Origin of the sequence: Acinetobacter corruptisaponis (assembly GCF_030053775.1) — a bacterium.
Lineage (GTDB): Bacteria > Pseudomonadota > Gammaproteobacteria > Pseudomonadales > Moraxellaceae > Acinetobacter > Acinetobacter corruptisaponis.
On record NZ_CP125669.1, the window covers coordinates 3618952 to 3638184 of the forward strand.

Sequence of the window (19233 nt, forward strand, 5' to 3'; positions counted from 1 at the left end):
ATGGATTCAAACCCGTTAAAGGGATTATAAAATAAACAGATTACAATTTTAAGATGAAATATGTCGTGGCCAATTCTACCTATTTTATTGTGTTTTTTATATTTTTAGCTAATTAAAGGATACCCGAAATGGGTATCCTTTAGTCTAGTGCTTTAAATTAAGGGGCAGTCTGTTCAACATCTGAATCTGAAACAGGCGGCGCTGGTTGCATTGGAGGAACATCTACAGGCATAGGGGCACTGACAGGACGTGGCTCAGACTGGGTTTGCGACATGCGGCTCTGGGTTTCAGGCGTTGTACCCGCTGGTGGAGCAGGTGGCTGGAAAGCTAGTTTGCCAGCATCATCATTTTCACAAACACCGTTGAAAACAACACCCTTATAGGCAAATGAAACGGCATCGCCCTGTTTTTTACCTTTACATACCTGTTGATACTTCTGTGTTTGTGGGTCTTGAGTGGTTTTGGCATTCGCCTGAGCTGCAACGGTAAAACACAGACCACAAATCAGTGATGAAAGTATAAGCTTCGTGTTCATATCATTGTCCTAAGTATTTGTTATGCATGTTTTAGAATAAGAAATTCATCAAATAAAACAGTGGTGATCAAGTTAATAATTATGGGGCGATGTGTTAAAAGTGCGATGAAAATGCAACATAACGTTTCTTTTTGTGTATTTAACAGCGATATCAAATTCTTGCGAGCGGCAAGAATATCGACAGTTTTTGTCAACTTACTAGAAAAGTCCTGTATAATACTCTGTCATTTTTTGAATACACATTTACCACTATGCACTATCCTAAAGTTTACGACGTTATCGTGATTGGTGGCGGTCACGCTGGTACGGAAGCGGCACTGGCTGCTGCGCGTATGGGACGACAAACCTTATTGTTGACGCATAATATTGAAACTTTGGGGCAGATGAGCTGTAACCCAGCGATTGGTGGTATTGGTAAATCACATCTTGTTCGTGAGATTGATGCGCTTGGTGGTGCAATGGCGCTTGCGGCGGATAAAGGTGGTATTCAGTTCCGTATTCTGAATTCGCGCAAGGGTGCGGCTGTACGTGCAACACGTGCACAGGCTGACCGTGTCCGTTATAAGGCTGCAATTCGTTATACGCTGGAAAATCAGGCAAACCTTGATATTTTCCAGCAAGCGGCGGATGACCTGATTGTTGAGGGAGATACCGTAAAAGGTGTCGTGACACAGATGGGTATCCGTTTTGACACCAAAACGGTGGTGCTTACAACAGGAACATTCCTTGGTGGCGTAATCCATATTGGTTTGCAAAACTCAAGTGGTGGCCGTGCGGGCGATCCTCCATCGATTGCCTTAGCACATCGCCTACGTGAACTTAAACTTCCAGTGGGTCGCCTAAAAACAGGGACACCGCCCCGTATTGATGCTCGTAGCGTTGATTTCTCAGTAATGACGCCTCAACCAGGTGATTTCCCATCGCCAGTGATGTCATTTATGGGGGATGTGTCGATGCACCCTGAACAGGTGAATTGCTATATCACGCATACCAGTGAAAAAACCCATGATATTATTCGTGGTGGTCTGGATCGTTCACCGATGTATACAGGTGTAATTGAGGGTGTTGGCCCACGTTATTGCCCATCAATTGAAGATAAAATTCATCGTTTTGCTGATAAAGACTCACATCAGGTATTTCTTGAGCCTGAGGGGCTGGATACCCATGAGCTTTATCCAAATGGTATTTCGACTTCATTGCCGTTTGATGTTCAGTTCAACTTGGTTCGTTCAATTCGTGGTATGGAAAATGCGCACATTTTGCGTCCTGGCTATGCGATTGAATATGACTATTTCAATCCACAGGCATTGAAGTTCACGCTTGAAACTAAAGCTATTCAAAACCTGTATTTTGCGGGTCAGATTAATGGTACGACAGGATATGAGGAAGCGGGTGCCCAAGGTTTGCTTGCTGGACTGAACGCTGCCCGCCGTGCATGGGAGCAGGAAGAATGGACACCAAAACGTGATCAAGCCTATATGGGCGTGTTGGTGGATGACCTGATTACGTTGGGAACCAAAGAACCGTATCGTATGTTTACCTCTCGTGCAGAATATCGTTTGATGTTGCGTGAAGATAATGCCGATCAGCGTTTAACCCCAATTGGCCGTGAACTTGGCTTGGTGGATGATGAGCGTTGGGCTGCCTATAGCGAGAAAATGGAAGCGGTTGAGCGTGAAACTTCCCGTTTGCAGCATTTATGGGCTGCACCAAACAATCCAATGGGCAAAAAATTTGTTGAAATGACGGGTGCTGACCTGAGCAAGGAATGTAGTGCGATTGATTTGCTGAAACGTCCAAATATCAATTTCAGTCAAATTGCTGAATTGACGGGTTCGGAAGTGTCTGAGCAGGTGGGTGAGCAAATCGAGATTGCGGTGAAGTATGAGGGTTATATTAACCGTCAGCATGATGATGTTGCACAAATGAAGCGTCTTGAGGAAACCAGGATTCCTGATGATTTTGAATATGATGGTGTTTCAGGTCTGTCCCGTGAAATTACACAGAAGTTGAAAACCGTACGTCCAGAAACGTTGGCACAGGCCAGTCGTATTCCTGGCGTAACACCTGCCGCGGTTCAGTTGGTGATGATTACAATCCGTAAAAACAATATGGCGAAAAAGTCAGCATAATTTCTGACTATAAGCGATATAAGATCAATATTGAAAACACCCTTTAATGAAAAGGGTGTTTTTTTATTGGCTTATTTAAATCTTTAGTATGTGGCTTAGGTATATTTAGATGAAAAACTTGATATTTTTATTTGTTGCAATTATAGCGGAAGTCATTGCAACCTCAGCTTTAAAAAGTAGTGAGGGTTTTACCAAACCAATTGCCTCAATCATTGTGGTGCTGGGCTATATCATTGCATTTTATTGTTTGTCACTTACGCTGAAAACTATTCCTGTTGGGATTGCCTATGCCATTTGGTCAGGGGTAGGTATTGTTCTGGTGACGACAATAGCGTGGATTGTATTTGGCCAGAAGCTGGATATCTGGGGAATTGTTGGCATTGCATTGATTATGAGCGGTGTTCTTGTCCTGAATTTGTTGTCGAAAACAAGTTCCCACTAATCTTCTAAAACCGAGTCCAAGTGCCAGCCTAGTTTTAGAAGATATGATACAAGCGAATACATCTTAATTTATAACGCCACCTCAATTCCCTGACGTAGATTCAACTGATCAAGCTGGGTGTTTGCATCAATCTTCGCATAGGCTTTGGGTAATAAACGGCGTGCAGCTCGATTAACTCTTTTTTCTAACCATTTTGGTATTTTTATTGCCAAAGGATTGGTTTCTGTCACGGATACATCGGTCATTACCCGTGTTCCCATAATGTAGTCAAACCAGGGTTTCGTTACACACCAATTAGCATTCTGGTTGCTGGTCATGTGATGGTCATAATGCCAGGGGATACGTTTCTTTGCGTATTCGGGATCCAGGTGTGACTTTGCATGAACTTTCCAGTAGTTCCAGATGCCGTAATACAAACCCGCAGTAAAGAAAGGCGCAACTGGAAGAAAAATGGTGGCTGCTGCCGTTAAGCCAATCAAAGCCGTTTTCTCATTATAAATCTCAGCGTTTTTAAACATGGATTCAGCATAACCCTCATCATGAAAGCCATTTAAACGGGCACGTTTATGATGGGCGATATGGGTAAAGAATGGGCTGTTTCTATTCTTGCTTGGAAATTCATGTAGCCAAACCTTGTGAAAATACCACTCCATGCCATTTGCAACAAAAATACCTGCTGGAAAACCGATCATGCTAGATTACCTCTTAAAACATGAATTAGAGTCTAAAAACAATAGGCTGAAATTGTTTGACTGAATTGCAGGTTTTTTCCTGCCTATAAAATCAAGTCAAGCCTGTTTTCTTTGTCGATAGGCGCTTGGTGTTTCTCCAGTCCAGCGTTTGAATGCCCTGGAAAATGCGGAGGGTTCTGAAAAGCCTGTTAAATAGACAATCTGGTCAATCGATTCCTGTGTATGTGAAAGTAATCGTCGGGCAAGGCGTTCCCGATAATGTGCAATCACTTTTTCATAGGTTGTGTTCAGTAGTTGTAAATCGGCCCTTAAACTGCGTGCGCTACGGTTTAAACGTTTAGCCACAATATTCTGGTCGAACTCACCTGACTCAAGTATTCCACTGGCCAGAATCTTTTCAATGTCATGGATGAGCTGGTGTTTATTAAGCAGCTCAAGTTGTGTTTCGGCAAGCGATTCATGGATTTTGAGCAATTCAGGCTCATGGGCAGGAGATGGGTAAGATAGCAGTGTTGAATGAAAACAAATACAACCATCCGTTTGTCCCAGCCTGACATCACATCCCCATATCTTTTTATATTCTTCCAGCTCTGCACCATGCTGATACGGCAGCCAGATTTCTGTGGGAGCAAAATTGTTTTCACTGATATATTTAAAAAAATTTAGCAAGATGCCAATCGCACATTCCAGATAATGCCGAACAGAATGATTTAGTCCAGAAATTGAAACAGTGTTCCCATCAAGTTTCAGTGTAAAAGACATGGCGTTGGTGAGTAGGGCTTGATAGCGCATTGTCCTTTGCAGGCCCTCACCAAAGGTTGGGCTACTGAGAAATAGATATTCAATCACCTGACCACGAAATGGGGGTACATTTGCACCGACATGCAGGCCAATATCCTGATCCCGACTAATTTCTTCAGCAGCCAACCAAAAACGTTGCTGGGTTGAATTATCACGGCGAACAAATTTGTCTGGTGGCTGGTCGGGTAAGTGCACACTGGCAAAGATTGCGGCAGCATCAAGATTCATTTTTTGCATGGTCTGGTACACCATCCATAAAAAGACGCCTGCATCACTGGTGTTTTCTGAGCTCATAAAACGGGATAAATATGGATTTTAAAACAATATACTATGTTATTTTTATGATAGGAACTGATTGTAATTGGAATAAAGGAATCAAAGGCACTTACAAAAAATGTAAATGTAAGTGCCTGAATGGCTTACTCCGTCACTTCAACGGTAACGCTGTAGGTATAGCTTTGAGCAACAGGTGGCTTGGTATTGTCATTGCCAGCTTCTGGATAAGCTGTTGTGATTAAATAGATACCTGCTTCATTGAATTTAACTTCAACTTCACCTTTGGCATTGGTTTTTACATGCGGCTGTTCACGTTTTACATTTGGCTGGTAGCTGCTTGCACCTTTAAATACATCAACTTCCAGGTTTGGAACTGGTTTGCCATCGAGCAGAACCTGGGCTTTTAATGATTCACCAGAATAAAGCTCATTTGGATGGGTCAGGAACTTGAACTCAAAACCTTTATTGGTCACTGCTGGAACAGGGCTTGGCTTGCCTTTGGTCACAAAACTTTCAGCAATATAGGTATTGATAGTCTGTGCCGTTTTCGCATTGGCTGGAATCTGGTCTTCAGCAATGAAGCGTGGTGGCTGATTTGCTGGCGCCTGCTGAGGTGCCTTTTGTTCTGGATTGTCCCGTTTCTCTGCGTTGGCAGCTTGTGGCGGCATTGGATTTGCATTTGCAGGACGAGGTGCACGGACACGTAACCAGCGACCATCAATCAACGCATATTTGCTTGGCATACCAGCCGCATCCTGAGTACGAATACGGTAAGTCCCTTCATTCGCCAAATTAAACTCACCAATGTTGAATTTTTTTAACTCTGCCGCTGGGTTGACTGTTTCAGTCTTGCCATCAGGGGCTGTGATTTGATAAGTCGTTTTAAAGTTACGGCTTGCAACGAAAAATTTTTCTACGGTAATGCCACTTTGGAAACTTACATTGTCAGATTTGCTGTCAAATACTTCTGGTAATACAAAAGGGCTGGCGGTATGGGCAAAGCCAAGGGTCGGCAGGGCAGAAAGCAAGGCGAGGCTAAGCAAATGGCGCATATAAAGATTTCCTAAATAATTAAACAAAATGCAAAAGAATTGCTACAATTTACTTGATAACGAGTATCAGTTGCAATATTATTTCGATAAATTTTTAGTCATTGTGCCGCCTGCTCAGGCATTCTGACTTAAAAATATTTCGCCTGTTTATTATTATTTAAAACTATGAAGAAATTATTGATTTTACTTAAAAATCACCATTATTTCTTTGCATAGCCTTAAATAGTGAACCTGAACAGGAATTCAGATAAAGTTAGTCATTTGCCATAAATCTTTCCAGTACGTTGATTTAGGCAAATCCTAGAGAATGGAACCCTGCGTATGTCATCAACTCAACTTTTTCGCCCAGTTCAGATAATCTTCCGTTTATCACCGTTGATGGCAGCCTTGGCTGTATTTATCTCGCCAATCACGGCAGTTCAAGCAAATGAAACAACCTCAACTATAAATAAGCTGGAAGCACCTGTTCAGTTACCAAGCTATCGTTTTCATCAGGACCATGTTTTAGGAACCTCTTTAGATGTTGTGGTGACCACAGCAAACCAGAAAGATGCAGAAAAGGCCTTACAGGCAATCCAGACCGAAATTGCCCGACTTGACCAGATTTTATCGGTTTGGCGTGATGACAGTGAAATTAGCCAACTGAACCGTGAACAAAAAATTTCGGCTTCATCAGAGCTGTATGATGTGATTGCAGCCTGTGAGCAATGGCGCAGTGCAACCTGTGGTGGCTTTGACGCGCGTTTAGGTCAACTGATCAGCCTGTGGGAAAACAGCAATCATGTTCAAAAGCTGGATGATCAGACTCAGGAAGCATTGCTACAACAGCTAAAAACACAAAGTATTGAGTTAAATCCACAGACCAAACAAATTACGCTGGCTCCAGCCATTAAGGTTGCTCCAGATGCCTATGCAAAAGGCTATGTGATTGACCGTGCCTTGGTTGCGGCACAGCAGGCTGTTCCGCATTTGCAGGGTGTCCTGATTGATATTGGTGGTGATATGCGTGTTTGGGGACAGTCTCCACAACAGGCAGGCTGGAAAATTGGTATCCAGAACCCAAATGAACGTTTTGATAATGCGGCACCAGCACAGGTCCTCAATGTTAAGGATCAGGCTGTGGCGTTCAGTGGTCAGGGTTATCGTGATCTTGCGGGACAATCTCATCTACTTAACCCACATACAGGTAAGCCTGTGCAAACAGTGGAACAGTGTGTGGTTGTGGGGCAATGCGCCGCCGATGCCGATGCCTTGGCAACCGCTTTAACTGCAATGCCTGCGCATGAGGGGATTCAGTTGATTGAACAACTGGTGGGATATGAGGCGCAACTGGTCAGCACTGATGGAACACAGTATCAAAGCTCTGGCTGGTCAACACTGTTAGATGCCAATCAGCCAGCCATCATGCGCCATGTTGCGGCAGGTGGAGCGGCAACCGCATGGCCAAAAGGCTATCAGGCACAGATTGAAGTCAATATTCCAAAAATTGCGGTAGACAACTATCGTGCGCCGTATGTATCGGTATGGGTGACAGATGCCAATAAGAAACTGGTCCGTACCATTGCGGTTTGGGGTAAGGATGAAAAATGGATCAACTCCAACTATGTCTGGTGGCGCCGTTATGGCCGTCAAATGCCAAATCTGGATGCAGTGGCGAAGCCATCACGTCAACCTGGTCAATATAAATTGGCCTGGGATGGCAAGGATGAAGAGGGCAAGGCAGTGAATGCGGGTAAATATCTGATCCATATCGAAACCTCACGTGAGCATGGTGATCACTCTTATCAAACCATTGAATTGGATGTTGCACCAAAAGCCGCCACCCAAACGCTTCCTGCACAGGCAGAAATTGGTATTGTTAAATTGAACTTCCAACGTGGTGCTTAATTTAATTTCTTCCTGAATCCATGAGAGGCTTGTCTCTTGTATCAACGCCGTGATTTTTACCGCCATGCACGTTATGTGCATGGCTGGCTTTCTGCCTTTGCCTTTATTGTCCTGCTTTTTTTTGCCGCCACGGGGTTGCTGCTGAACCATCCTGAGTGGTTTAGTGCCTCCAATCAGGAACAGACAGTCAAGCTTAGCTTGCCTGAAAGTTTTGTTGAGACAGTTCAACAGCAGGAAAACCCAAGTCAAAGTATCCTTGACTATGTTCGTGAAAAACATTCACTGGTTGGTCGCTATAAGAGTAGTGAGGTACTGGATGGCGAGGTGATGATTCGTCTGGAAAGTCCAGCAGGCTCAACCGATGTGTGGGCGTTGCTCGATACAGGTGAGGTTGAGATCACCCAAAAACCTGCAACCACAGTATCCCTGCTCAATGACCTGCACCGTGGCAAAAATGTGGGTAGAGCCTGGAGCTGGTTGATTGATGTCAGTGCCATCATCATCATCCTGTTGTCGTTGGCAGGTTATATCCTTTTCCTGACCATCAAAACGCGTTTGGTCACACATTTACTGTTAACCGCATGCAGTTTATTCGCAATCATTCTGCTCATTTGGTCTGCCATCTAAGGTGAAACAATGACTCAAGCTGTCATGACAATTATTGTGATACTCGCAATATTATTGAGTCTGCATATTTTTATCATCGTGTGGTTGCTATGGCAGCAGCATGGTAAGAAATCGTTGGTTCAGACTGATCATGCTTATTTAGTGGTTTATGCCAGCCAGTCAGGTCATGCTGAATCGTGGGCAAAGCATACCACTGAGCAATTACAGCTTATTCATCAGCACGTCACGCTCAAGAACATTCAAAAATTGACAGCCACTGACTTGACCCAGTATCAACGGATTTTGTGGGTGGTCAGTACCTATGGCGAGGGTGATGCACCTGATGATGCCCAGCATTTTGTGCATAAAATATTGTCACAGCCTGTAGATTTATCACATTTGTCTTTTGCGATCTTGGCATTGGGTGATAAACGCTATACAAACTTCTGCCAGTTTGGGCAAACTATTGAAAAGTGGTTGTTACAGCAACAAGCCCAGCCTTTATTTTCCACAGTTCTGGTGGATCAACTCAATAGCCGTGATCTGGAACAATGGCTAACAGGGTTAGAACAGTTGACGGCAACCAAGCTGAGAGCACTGGACAATGAGCGGGAAAATATTGAACTCAAGTTTGCCCATCGTCAATGTTTAAATGTGGGCAGTGCTGGCGAATTGATTTACAAGATTCAGTTGGTTGCTGAGCAGGAACTGGTTTGGTCATCAGGTGATATTCTGGAAATTCAGTGTGAAAACAACATCACTGAGATTCAACAGTTTCTGGTTACGCATCAGCAGGATGATTTTAATGATATAGATGCATTAAAAACGCTGAATTTAAGAATATTGCCAAATCGTGAGCACTATTCATTTGCCGCATGGCTGGAACATTTTGATCGATTACCCAAGCGTGAGTATTCAATTGCCAGCTTGCCTGAAAATGGCTTGATTGAACTGGTGGTGAGACAGCAACAGACGGAAACAGGTCTTGGACTGGGTTCTGGCTGGTTGACGATAGGTTTGCAGCACAACCAGCCTATTCAGGCTTATATGCGCAATAACCCAAGTTTCCATCTACAACATTGTCCACAGCCTTTAATTTTAATTGGTAATGGGACAGGGATTGCAGGTCTGGTTGCGCATTTAAAGCAACGGGAACAGTGGGGCTATGGGCAAAACTGGCTGATTTTTGGGGAAAGACAGCAGCAGTTTGACCATTTATATCATGCGGAAATTCAGTATTGGCAACAGCATGGCTTTTTACAGCATGTTGACTATGCATTCTCACGTGATCAAGCTGAAAAAATCTATGTGCAGGATATTCTAAAACAGCAGTCTACACGTTTAAAACAATGGATCGAACAAGGTGCGGCAGTTTATGTTTGCGGTAGCTTGAATGGTATGGCTGGTGGCGTGGATCGGGTTCTAAAAGAAATTCTAGGTGATGAGCTGGTTGAACAGTTGAAGCATGAGCAGCGTTATCAACGGGATGTTTATTAAAAAATTGACCAAGAAAGAAGCGGGTAGGGTTGAGCTTAATGGTCTTTTACTTAGGTGTTTGAATTATAGAATTCTTTTAACTAAGTTAAAAACTATATATAGATCAATCAATATGGCACAGCCTCATAAGTTTAAAGTCAGCCAAGGCTTTTTGTATAGGCGATTTCCTACTTTGTTTTCGGACAAAGTAGGCAAAACCATTTGTTGGACTGACGGTACGTCCTTGCTACCGCAGTCCAACAGGCGGCATCCATGCCGCCTACCACGATAGCCACTGTTGATTTTAATTAAATGTCTAAAATTAGAGATTAGTATTAAAATTTCTTTTCAAGCGTAAACTGGAAACTCGGAATAGCTTCGTTATTACGGGCCTGATAAAGGCTGCCATCAGACTGGTTGGTTAAACGCTCTTTATAGTCAGTGCTTAAAATGTTGTTCAGGTTTAGGCTTGCTGACCAGTTTTTGGGAAAGCGTTTGGTTGCTGCAATGTCAACATTGAAACGCTGGTTGGTGGTACGGTTATAAGGCTGACCATCCAGGGCACGGGTAAATTCAGGTGTGTAATTGACATTGATACTGGTGGAGAGCTGCCAAGGCTTGTAGCTGTATGAAATGCCTGAACTCGCGGTATAAGGTGCAACATCACTAACCAGACGGTCATTGTGTTGGGCATCTTCAATGGTTGCCCGTACAGTTGAGACCTGCCCATTGAGCATAAAGGCATGTCCAGCTTCAGTCTGTTTCAGTGCATAACGGCCAGAGAATTCCACACCGTAGGTGGTGGCTTCATTCTGGTTTTGTGGACGTTCAACATAACGGCTACCCTCAAGCGCAATCACCCGTTCAATATAGTTCTTGATTTCACGGTGATAGGCGGTTAAGTTCACGCCACCACTGGCAGAATCAAATGCCAAGGTTGACTCAAATGCCTTGATCTTTTCAGGTTTTAGGTTTGGATTACCCCCACGGTCAGGATTGTTGAGCGAACCCGCATCGCTGTCTGTGGAAACCGTTACGTTTGGAATCAGTCGATCAGTGTTTGGACTGCGGAATGCCTGACTTAAATTGGTTTGAATCGACCATTGGTTGGTGAGGTCAAAACGGTAGGCAAGTACAGGGCTTAAATGATGGTCCTGATAATCCACCAGACCTGAACGGTCCAGCCATTCCTGACGTGCCCCCAAGGTGACAGTCTGGCGGTCAGTAAAGCGCCAGCTTCCCTCACTGTAGAGGGCATAGCGTTGTTCATCCAGACTTTGGCTGACATTGCTGTCCAACTGACTTTTGTTTGCACTGACCCCAAACTTAATCTGGCGGGTTTGATCAAACTTACGCACACCATCATAGGCCAAACCATATTCGTCCACGGTTTCATCAGTATAAATGCTGTTGAGTGGAGAGCGGGTCAATTGCGTTTCAGTCTGATGTTCAACTGTTAAGCGAACCTTGTCACTGAGGTCTTTATCCTTACGTTCATAACGTGTATTCAGGCGAATACTGTCATTTTTATCATCCTGAATCTGGTCGCCACGTACCCCTGTGCTTTTATTATTGCGATAAAACAGTTCAGCGATGAGTTTTTGCTGGTCATCCAGTTCATATTGCAGACGAGGGGAGAACATTTGGCTGGTACGGTTGGTGGTGCGTAGCTGTTCACGTGTGTCTGTGGCTGTTTCTGTCTTGGTAATGGAGGTGGTGTAATTCCACATCTGGTTGGCAGACAGGCTGTAAACCCACTGATTGTCACGACCATCGGCCTGTACGCTGACCTGTTTGCGTTCGGCTTCCTGCTTGCCACTGTCGCGTAAACCATAGCCGAGCTTTACTGAACCATTTAAACGGGTATCCAGCGGTTCCTTTAAAATAATATTGATGACTGCGGAAGATGCGACAGATGCCTGAGCGACACTTGGCTGCTTGACCACCTCAATCCGTTCGATCATGTCTGGGGTAATGGTATCAACAATGGACATACCGCCACGTGGGCCACCTTGCACAGGTTCACCATTGATCAGGAATGTCGGTGCGCCACCACCACGGAAACGCATGCCAGAAGCACCATTTCCACCACGTGGGCCTGGGCCACCTGGTAACTGGAAACCAGCGGCGCGACGCAAGGCATCCATAACAGTCTGGTCGCCATACTGGAGCATTTCATCACGGGTAATGATGGTTTTAGGCACTGCACTAATATCATCATCTTTTGGTTTTTGTGGTTCTGCTGATGCCTTGAATGACAGTGTAGGGAGCACTTGTGCTGTCTGTTCAGCAGGAGATGAGGCTGGCGCTGTGGTGGATTCAACATCATTTGCTAAAACTGAAGAACTTAGGCTGAGTAAAGCCGAGCTGAGTACGGTCAGCTTTCCATAGCGGAATGGATGCTTCATTGAAATTACCCCAAAACATTGATGATCAAATTATTTTGAATATAGACTAATGTAAAATTGTGTAGAAAAATCGAATATTAAGCAGGGAAAGACCTGAATTTTTACATTTAAATTATTTTTATTTATTTGATCAGAAAATCAGAATAAATATGTAAAAAAAGATGCAAATGAGAATTATTTTTATTAAAATTTATATTGATTTGTTGTTTTTAAGCTTTGTTAAATTTTTATCTGAGTTATTTTTGGAAATTCCATGAAATCTTTAAACCTTGGTGCAAGCCATACACCTATTTTTAAGTTTAGCTTGCTCAGCATGATGCTGCTTCAGGCCCAGTATGCTGTTGCAAATGACGAAAATAATAGTCAAACCGCTGTTATGCCAACCATCAAAATTGAAGCCATGAGTGAGCTTGACCCAGTTAAAAGCTATATTGACTATGATCAGGCCAGTGTCACACGGAATGGTTTAAAGAAAAAGGACATTCCACAGACCATTGACACGATTGATGTTCAAAAATACAAAATCTATGGTTCAAATGATTTAAGCGTAATGTTGCAGGGTACACCAGGTGTATCCACCAACTATGACATGCGTGGGGATGGAATTAGCCTGCGTGGTTTTAATGCCGATACGGGTGATGTCTATCGCGATGGTATTCGTGAAAGTGGGCAGGTGCGCCGTAGCACGGCCAATGTTGAACGCATTGAGATATTGAAAGGGCCAGCTTCTGTGCTGTATGGACGTAGTGCGGGTGGTGGTGTGATCAATATGGTGAGCAAGTTTGCCAACTTTGATTCAAAAAGCTCAGTAGGTGTGTATGGTGGTTCTTATAATAATTATGGAACAACCGTTGATTTTAATCAGGTGTTAAATGACAACCTTGCTGTACGTTTAACAGGTGAATATGGTCAGTCGGATAGTTTCCGTTCAAGTATTGAAAATGAAATTGAAATGCTTTCACCAAGTTTTACCTATAAGAATGATGATGACCTAAGCTGGACCATGCAATATACCTACGACAAGCTGCATCGTGTTCCCGACCGTGGCCCATCATTTACCACACTTCCAAAGGGTACCTCAATTAAAACTGGATTTGCCCAGGATGGCGACTTTGTCAATGATGTACTACAGGTGGTTCGTTCTGACCTCAACTATCAATTTTTACCCAACTGGAATTTCCATTGGGCGGTGAGCCACCGTCAGGCTGAGCAGAATTTTGACCATTTTTACTTGGGTGGCCTTTGCTTGACAGATGACACCAAAATTTCAAATGCGGGTAGCTGTAGCGGCCATGTTGGTGAAATTTCGCAGGTGTATTACTGGCAAGAAACCAGCAATAAAACCACCAGCAATACCTTTGATATTAAGGGTGAGTTTGATACAGGCCGTTTAAAGCACAATGTCGTTGTTGGGGCGGACTGGACTTATGAGCAGCGGGAACCCTTGCTTGCCAATAAAAATCAGAATGGTTCAGCAATTTATGGTTATGTAAATCCACTTACAGGGCAGCGTACAAGTTCTCGTGGAACAGGTGACTTGATTATTAATACCCACAACTACAATCAGGGCACAAATTATGGCTTGTTTGTACAAGACCTGATTGGCTTAAGTGATCAGCTAAAGCTGATGTTGGGCATGCGTTATGATCATTATGATTTTTCCACAACCAACAAGTTGCCGAATGTTGATCCATTAAAACGTAAAAGAACCGTTAATGACGAATCCTTTAGTCCGAATGTGGGTATTGTTTGGCAACCGACAGATCAGCATAGTTTCTATGCCTCTTATAGTAAAAGTTTTGCACCATTTGGCGGGCAGGTGGGTGTCAGTGTTGTATCCGCTAGCGCTGACCTCAAGGTATTTGATGCAGAGCCACAATATAATGAGCAGTATGAAGTGGGTGTAAAAAGTGACTGGTTGGATGACCGTCTAAATACCCAGCTTTCAGTATATGACATTCGTAAAAACAATATTCGCTATCTGCCAAATCCAGAAAAGACCGATGAATGGGCTGTCGCTGGACAGCATCAGTCTAAAGGGGTGGAAGTCAGCTTTATTGGACGTGTGCTAGATAATCTGTTTATTCGTGGTGGTTATGGCTATACCGACGCAACGGTAAGAAAAGATGTGAAGACACCTGCCAATGTGGGTCATGAATTAGCCTACAACTCAAAAAATACAGGCAACTTATTCATTCGTTATTTACCGATTGAAAAGCTCTATGGTGAAGTGGGTGTGACCTATGTCGGTGCCTACTATACCAATCTGAACAACCTGACGCAGGTGGATGGCTTTAACCGTGTAGATGCTGCGATTGGTTATAAGGATGAGCGTTGGGGCGCGACAGTTGCTGTAAACAACCTGGGCAATAAGGAATATTGGCGTTCTGAGTCCATGCCTGGGACACCACGTAGTTTCCTAGTTCGATTAAACTATCAATTCTAAAAAAACGGTAGGTTTTGCCAATAAAAGTTCAGCATCTTTACCTGTGCAAAGATGCTTTTTTTATCAATTAAAGCCCTGATAAAGTGTTTAAAAATAAACCTTTTGGTAAATTTTTTAAAATATTTGATATCTATCTTATTGAATAATATAAAAAGTCATTGATTTAAAAAATGGAATATTCTAGTATCTAAGTGGGTGAAAAATGTACAAAATTAATATTTAAATGATCATATAATTGTGACTTGTTTTTGGTTTGTGATTATTAAATGTTAAATAGTTCTCATTTTTGTTCCTTTTTGTTAGTATTAAAGAAAACCATACAATAGAGATAATAATAATGAAGATATTGCTTGCACTGGTTATGGTCTGTTCAGTCCTTGTTTTAGGGTATGCCGCCTATATGGATTCCCAAAACAAGAAACGCCAGGAAATTACTAAAATTGTGAATGATGCTGAACATAGCTTGAATACAATCCAGCATCATACTAATTATGTAAATTCCACCCATATCTCCTCCTCAAAACACCATAACTAAGGATGGAGTTCTATGATGATGCGGCAGGTAAGGTGCCTGATATTTTTTGAACTCAGGAATCCATGTGCTTTTTTATCTGGCCATGCGCCAGTTTTGTATGGAATCTGCTAAAATATTTACCATTAAATAAAAAGCTGCATCTTGTTATGCGGCTTTTTACGTTCTGATAGCGGAATTGAATTTTATATGGATTGTTTGTGTAACACGTATGAAACTGGCATATAGATTGCTTTGTCGCATGATATGCCGTTTTGTGTCCATTGAAAAAATGTTTGAACACAAGCGTATAGATTTCAATTCTACGATCTTGGATTTTACAGGTGCCATGTTATGACAACGCCTCATGCTTCGGCTGGTTTGTTGGAACGCTTATTTAAACTGAGCGAAAATAAAACCAGCTTTAGAACCGAAGTTCTAGCAGGTGTAACCACATTTTTGACCATGTGTTACATCATTATTGTAAACCCGCTTATCCTGTCTGAAACGGGTATGGATCATGGTGCCGTGTTTGTTGCGACCTGTCTGGCTGCCGCAATCGGCTGTTTGGTTATGGGGCTTGTTGCGAATTATCCAATTGCACTTGCACCTGGGATGGGTCTGAATGCCTATTTTACCTATTCTGTCTGTCTGGGAATGGGGGTGCCGTGGCAAACCGCACTTGCGGCGGTCTTTGTTTCAGGAATTGTGTTTTTAGCGATTAGCTTCTTTAAAATCCGTGAAGCGATTGTCAATGCCATTCCCATGTCGCTGAAGTTTGCCATCGGGGGCGGTATCGGTTTATTCCTTGCCTTGATTGCGCTTAAAAATGCAGGAATTATTGTGGATAACCCTGCGACTCTTGTTGGGCTGGGTGACATCAAGCAGCCAACGGTATTGCTTGCGCTGTTTGGCTTCCTGATGATTGTGGTTTTGCATCAGTTTAAGGTGCGTGGTGCCATCATCATCAGTATTCTGGTGATTACTGGAATTGCGACAGCCTTGGGCCTAAACGAGTTCAAGGGTGTTGTTGGACAGGTTCCATCCATCGCACCGACATTTATGCAAATGGATTTTGAGGGCCTGTTCACCGCAAGTATGGTGGGCGTGATTTTTGTCTTCTTTATTGTTGACCTGTTTGACAGTACGGGGACACTGGTGGGCGTGTCACATCGTGCTGGTTTGTTGCAGGATGGAAAATTGCCACGTTTGAAAAAGGCCTTGTTCGCAGACTCAACCGCAATTGTTGCGGGTGCGGCCTTGGGTACATCATCCACCACACCTTATATTGAATCTGCCTCTGGAGTTGCGGCAGGTGGGCGTACAGGTTTAACCGCAGTTGTGGTTGCCTTGTTGTTCATTGGCTGTTTATTTCTGGCACCCTTGGCGCAGTCAGTACCTGGCTTTGCGACGGCACCTGCATTGCTGTTCATTGGCGTGTTGATGATTCAGGGCATCACCCATATTGACTGGGAAGATATTACCGAAGCGGTTCCTGCCTTTTTAACCATCGTATTTATGCCATTTACCTACTCAATTGCAGATGGTATCGCGATGGGCTTTATCAGCTATGCGCTGGTTAAATTATTCACGGGCAAGGCAAAGACCGTTCCCTATATGGTTTGGATTATTGCGGCACTTTGGGTATTTAAGTTTATTGCCTTTGGCGGTTAACATATCAATCAATAAAAGGATGTCGTTATGGCTGGCGACATCCTTTTTTCTTTGGAGAAAAATGATGAATGCAATTGAACTGATACAGGCTTTACCAAAAGCTGAATTGCATGTGCATATTGAAGGGACATTTGAACCAGAGTTGATGTTTGCCATCGCACAACGCAACCAGATTCAGATTCCATATCAATCTGTTGAAGAAGTGAAGCAGGCCTATAACTTCCATAATCTTCAGTCTTTTTTGGATATCTACTACGCAGGCGCCAATGTGCTGGTATATGAGCAGGATTTTTATGATCTTGCCTGGGCATATTTTGAGAAATGTGCAGAAGATCGTGTAGTGCATACAGAGATGTTCTTCGACCCTCAAACGCATACTGAGCGTGGGGTGGAATTTGCAACGGTGATTGCGGGCTTAAAACGTGCCTGTCAGGATGCACAGCAAAAGCTGGGGATTAGTTCTCAACTGATCATGTGTTTCCTGCGTCATTTAAGTGAAGAAAAAGCGTTTGAAACTCTTGAGCAGGCATTGCCATTTAAGGATGAGATTATTGCGGTTGGTCTGGACTCAAGTGAAGTCGGACATCCACCTGCGAAGTTTGAACGTGTCTTTGCCAAAGCCCGTGAGGCAGGGTTCCTGATTGTGGCACATGCAGGTGAAGAAGGGCCACCCGAATATGTCTGGGAAGCGCTGGATTTATTGAAAGTGAATCGTATTGATCATGGCGTGCGCTCAGAGGAAGATAAGCAACTCATGGCCCGCCTGATTGCAGAGAAAATGCCTTTAACGGTTTGTCCACTCAGCAACTTAAAGCTGTGTGTTGTGAATGACATGAAAGAGCATAATATTCGCCGTTTGTTGCAGCAAGGTGTGCATGTCACGGTCAATTCAGATGATCCATCTTATTTTGGTGGTTATATGAATGACAATTTTATTGCGATTCAGCAAGCTTTAGACTTGAGCAATGATGAATTAAAGCAACTTGCGATCAACTCTTTTGAGGCATCATTTATTCCTGATCAGGAAAAGCAGAAGTGGATTGCAGAGATTAAAAAGCTTTAAGTTTAAAAAAAACCGCGTGAAGCGGTTTTTTTATAGCTGTTATTTTATTTAGGTTGTCTCAACATGCTGAGCAAGACATTATCCTTATCAATCACATGATGTTTAATGGCTGCCAGAATATGTCCAGCAATCAATAAACCAGCAAACCATGACAGGTAAATATGCAAGGGTTTGACGATGGCAAGCAGTTCGGGATTGTCCTGTACCAGACGTGGAATTTCAAATAAGTACAGCACAGGTGCAGGGTGGCCAGCACTCCAGCTAAATAAACAGCCTGTGATGGGCAAGGCCAGCAACATTAAATAAAGTAGAAAATGTCCAATGTGTGCCAGTGTTTTCATCATGGGTGACATGCTATCTGGCAGTTTGGGTGCAGGGTGGGTGTAACGCCAAAAAATACGAATTACTACCAGAAAAATGATTGTGGTGGCAATATTCTTGTGCAGGGTAATCACATTGCCTTTGAAACTACCATCCACATCATAACTGAGAAAATTACCGCTATAGAAACCAATCAGCCAGGCAATAATGAAAATAGCGGCCATGAGCCAATGCAACACTTGTGCTGTGCGGGTGTAATACTGTGCTGAGGTTGACATTGCAACATCCTGGCTGTTAGAAATGAACTGATTTTAAATAGGGCTTTTTCTGACTGATACAGCATCGCTGTAACGGAGCGTTTTATGTGTGCAACAGTCCCGATAAAGCCTCAATTTGTAATTGTTATATTATGTAAAGATGACTGTGGGTTATTTCATAAAATAAGCCATTTAGGCACAATACGCCTGACAAAATTGAGATACAGGTAAGAATCGTGAAAAAGTTATTATTGATTGCTGCTCCCCTTGTTTTAGCGCTATCTGGATGTGTTGCCCCGAATGGAACGAGTCCAGCAACCACAACTTCACAGCAGTTAGGTATGGCTGCGCTTAAAATCGCTGTAAATGCGAAATGCCTGAATGAGATCAATACATTGCCTGCATGGAAAACAGCGACACGTTATATGACGGCTGACCAGCGTGACAACATCCAAACCAATGTCTGTGGCTGTGTCAGTGACAAGGCACCGAACAGTGTAACTGCTGTTGAACTTGCAACCGCTGCCATTGACCCATCCGCACGCGCAACAATTGTCAATCAGGTGGTTTCACAAACGGTGAATGCCTGTGTTGCTGAAACCTTGAAACAAGTGCAATAACAAAGAGCAGGCTGAGAGATCAGCCTTTTGTGAG

General features: G+C 43.3%; 16 protein-coding genes. 10 read left to right on the forward strand and 6 right to left on the reverse strand.

Annotated features, from left to right (window positions below):
* Positions 1 to 157: 157 nt before the first annotated feature.
* Positions 158 to 535: a hypothetical protein gene (locus QLH32_RS17155; protein WP_267979007.1), complete on the reverse strand. Its 378-nt coding sequence runs from the start codon at positions 533 to 535 to the stop codon at positions 158 to 160.
* Between the two features lie 251 nt (positions 536 to 786).
* On the opposite strand from QLH32_RS17155, the gene mnmG reads away from it, so the two are divergent.
* Positions 787 to 2667 carry a tRNA uridine-5-carboxymethylaminomethyl(34) synthesis enzyme MnmG gene (gene mnmG / locus QLH32_RS17160; protein WP_283267240.1) on the forward strand — a complete coding sequence of 627 codons (1881 nt, stop codon included), beginning with the start codon at positions 787 to 789 and terminating at the stop codon, positions 2665 to 2667.
* Between the two features lie 109 nt (positions 2668 to 2776).
* Complete coding sequence (locus QLH32_RS17165; protein ID WP_283267241.1) at positions 2777 to 3109, forward strand: DMT family transporter; 333 nt, start codon at positions 2777 to 2779, stop codon at positions 3107 to 3109.
* Between the two features lie 68 nt (positions 3110 to 3177).
* Here the strand turns inward: QLH32_RS17165 and QLH32_RS17170 are convergent, their stop codons facing one another.
* The 3 genes from QLH32_RS17170 to QLH32_RS17180 form a co-directional block, all read right to left on the reverse strand.
* Positions 3178 to 3801, reverse strand: a complete 624-nt coding sequence (locus QLH32_RS17170; protein WP_283267242.1) for a sterol desaturase family protein — start codon at positions 3799 to 3801, stop codon at positions 3178 to 3180.
* Between the two features lie 96 nt (positions 3802 to 3897).
* Complete coding sequence (locus QLH32_RS17175) at positions 3898 to 4896, reverse strand: AraC family transcriptional regulator (RefSeq protein WP_283267243.1); 999 nt, start codon at positions 4894 to 4896, stop codon at positions 3898 to 3900.
* 125 nt (positions 4897 to 5021) lie between these two features.
* Positions 5022 to 5930, reverse strand: coding sequence for a DUF4198 domain-containing protein (locus tag QLH32_RS17180; RefSeq protein WP_283267244.1), 909 nt, complete (start codon positions 5928 to 5930; stop codon positions 5022 to 5024).
* 321 nt (positions 5931 to 6251) lie between these two features.
* On the opposite strand from QLH32_RS17180, the gene QLH32_RS17185 reads away from it, so the two are divergent.
* The 3 genes from QLH32_RS17185 to QLH32_RS17195 are packed head-to-tail and all read left to right on the forward strand — an operon-like array spanning position 6252 to position 9920.
* A complete protein-coding gene (locus QLH32_RS17185; RefSeq protein ID WP_283267245.1) occupies positions 6252 to 7817 on the forward strand; it encodes a DUF2271 domain-containing protein in 1566 nt (521 codons plus the stop codon).
* Positions 7818 to 7853: 36 nt separating this feature from the next.
* Complete coding sequence (locus QLH32_RS17190; RefSeq protein ID WP_283267246.1) at positions 7854 to 8444, forward strand: PepSY-associated TM helix domain-containing protein; 591 nt, start codon at positions 7854 to 7856, stop codon at positions 8442 to 8444.
* Positions 8445 to 8453: 9 nt separating this feature from the next.
* Entirely contained in the window at positions 8454 to 9920 is a 1467-nt protein-coding gene (locus QLH32_RS17195; RefSeq protein WP_283267247.1) for a sulfite reductase subunit alpha, read from the forward strand.
* A gap of 314 nt (positions 9921 to 10234) precedes the next feature.
* Here QLH32_RS17195 and QLH32_RS17200 read toward each other — a convergent pair whose 3' ends face one another.
* Positions 10235 to 12307 carry a TonB-dependent receptor plug domain-containing protein gene (locus QLH32_RS17200; protein WP_283267249.1) on the reverse strand — a complete coding sequence of 691 codons (2073 nt, stop codon included), beginning with the start codon at positions 12305 to 12307 and terminating at the stop codon, positions 10235 to 10237.
* A 253-nt stretch (positions 12308 to 12560) separates the two neighbouring features.
* Between QLH32_RS17200 and QLH32_RS17205 the strand changes: the two genes are divergently transcribed.
* From QLH32_RS17205 to QLH32_RS17220, 4 genes are all read left to right on the forward strand, one after another.
* Complete coding sequence (locus QLH32_RS17205) at positions 12561 to 14753, forward strand: TonB-dependent receptor (protein ID WP_283267250.1); 2193 nt, start codon at positions 12561 to 12563, stop codon at positions 14751 to 14753.
* 337 nt (positions 14754 to 15090) lie between these two features.
* The gene (locus QLH32_RS17210) at positions 15091 to 15288 is read left to right on the forward strand and encodes a hypothetical protein (protein WP_267979018.1); all 198 of its coding nucleotides are present in this window, start codon (positions 15091 to 15093) and stop codon (positions 15286 to 15288) included.
* A gap of 330 nt (positions 15289 to 15618) precedes the next feature.
* Positions 15619 to 16938, forward strand: coding sequence for an NCS2 family permease (locus QLH32_RS17215; RefSeq protein ID WP_004676959.1), 1320 nt, complete (start codon positions 15619 to 15621; stop codon positions 16936 to 16938).
* Positions 16939 to 17002: 64 nt separating this feature from the next.
* A complete protein-coding gene (locus tag QLH32_RS17220; protein ID WP_283267251.1) occupies positions 17003 to 18001 on the forward strand; it encodes an adenosine deaminase in 999 nt (332 codons plus the stop codon).
* 44 nt (positions 18002 to 18045) lie between these two features.
* On the opposite strand, the gene QLH32_RS17225 is transcribed toward QLH32_RS17220, so the two are convergent.
* Positions 18046 to 18600 (reverse strand): cytochrome b, encoded by a 555-nt coding sequence (locus tag QLH32_RS17225; protein WP_267979020.1) that lies wholly within the window; start codon positions 18598 to 18600, stop codon positions 18046 to 18048.
* Between the two features lie 215 nt (positions 18601 to 18815).
* Between QLH32_RS17225 and QLH32_RS17230 the strand changes: the two genes are divergently transcribed.
* Positions 18816 to 19199, forward strand: a complete 384-nt coding sequence (locus QLH32_RS17230; protein ID WP_267979021.1) for a hypothetical protein — start codon at positions 18816 to 18818, stop codon at positions 19197 to 19199.
* Positions 19200 to 19233 lie beyond the last annotated feature (34 nt).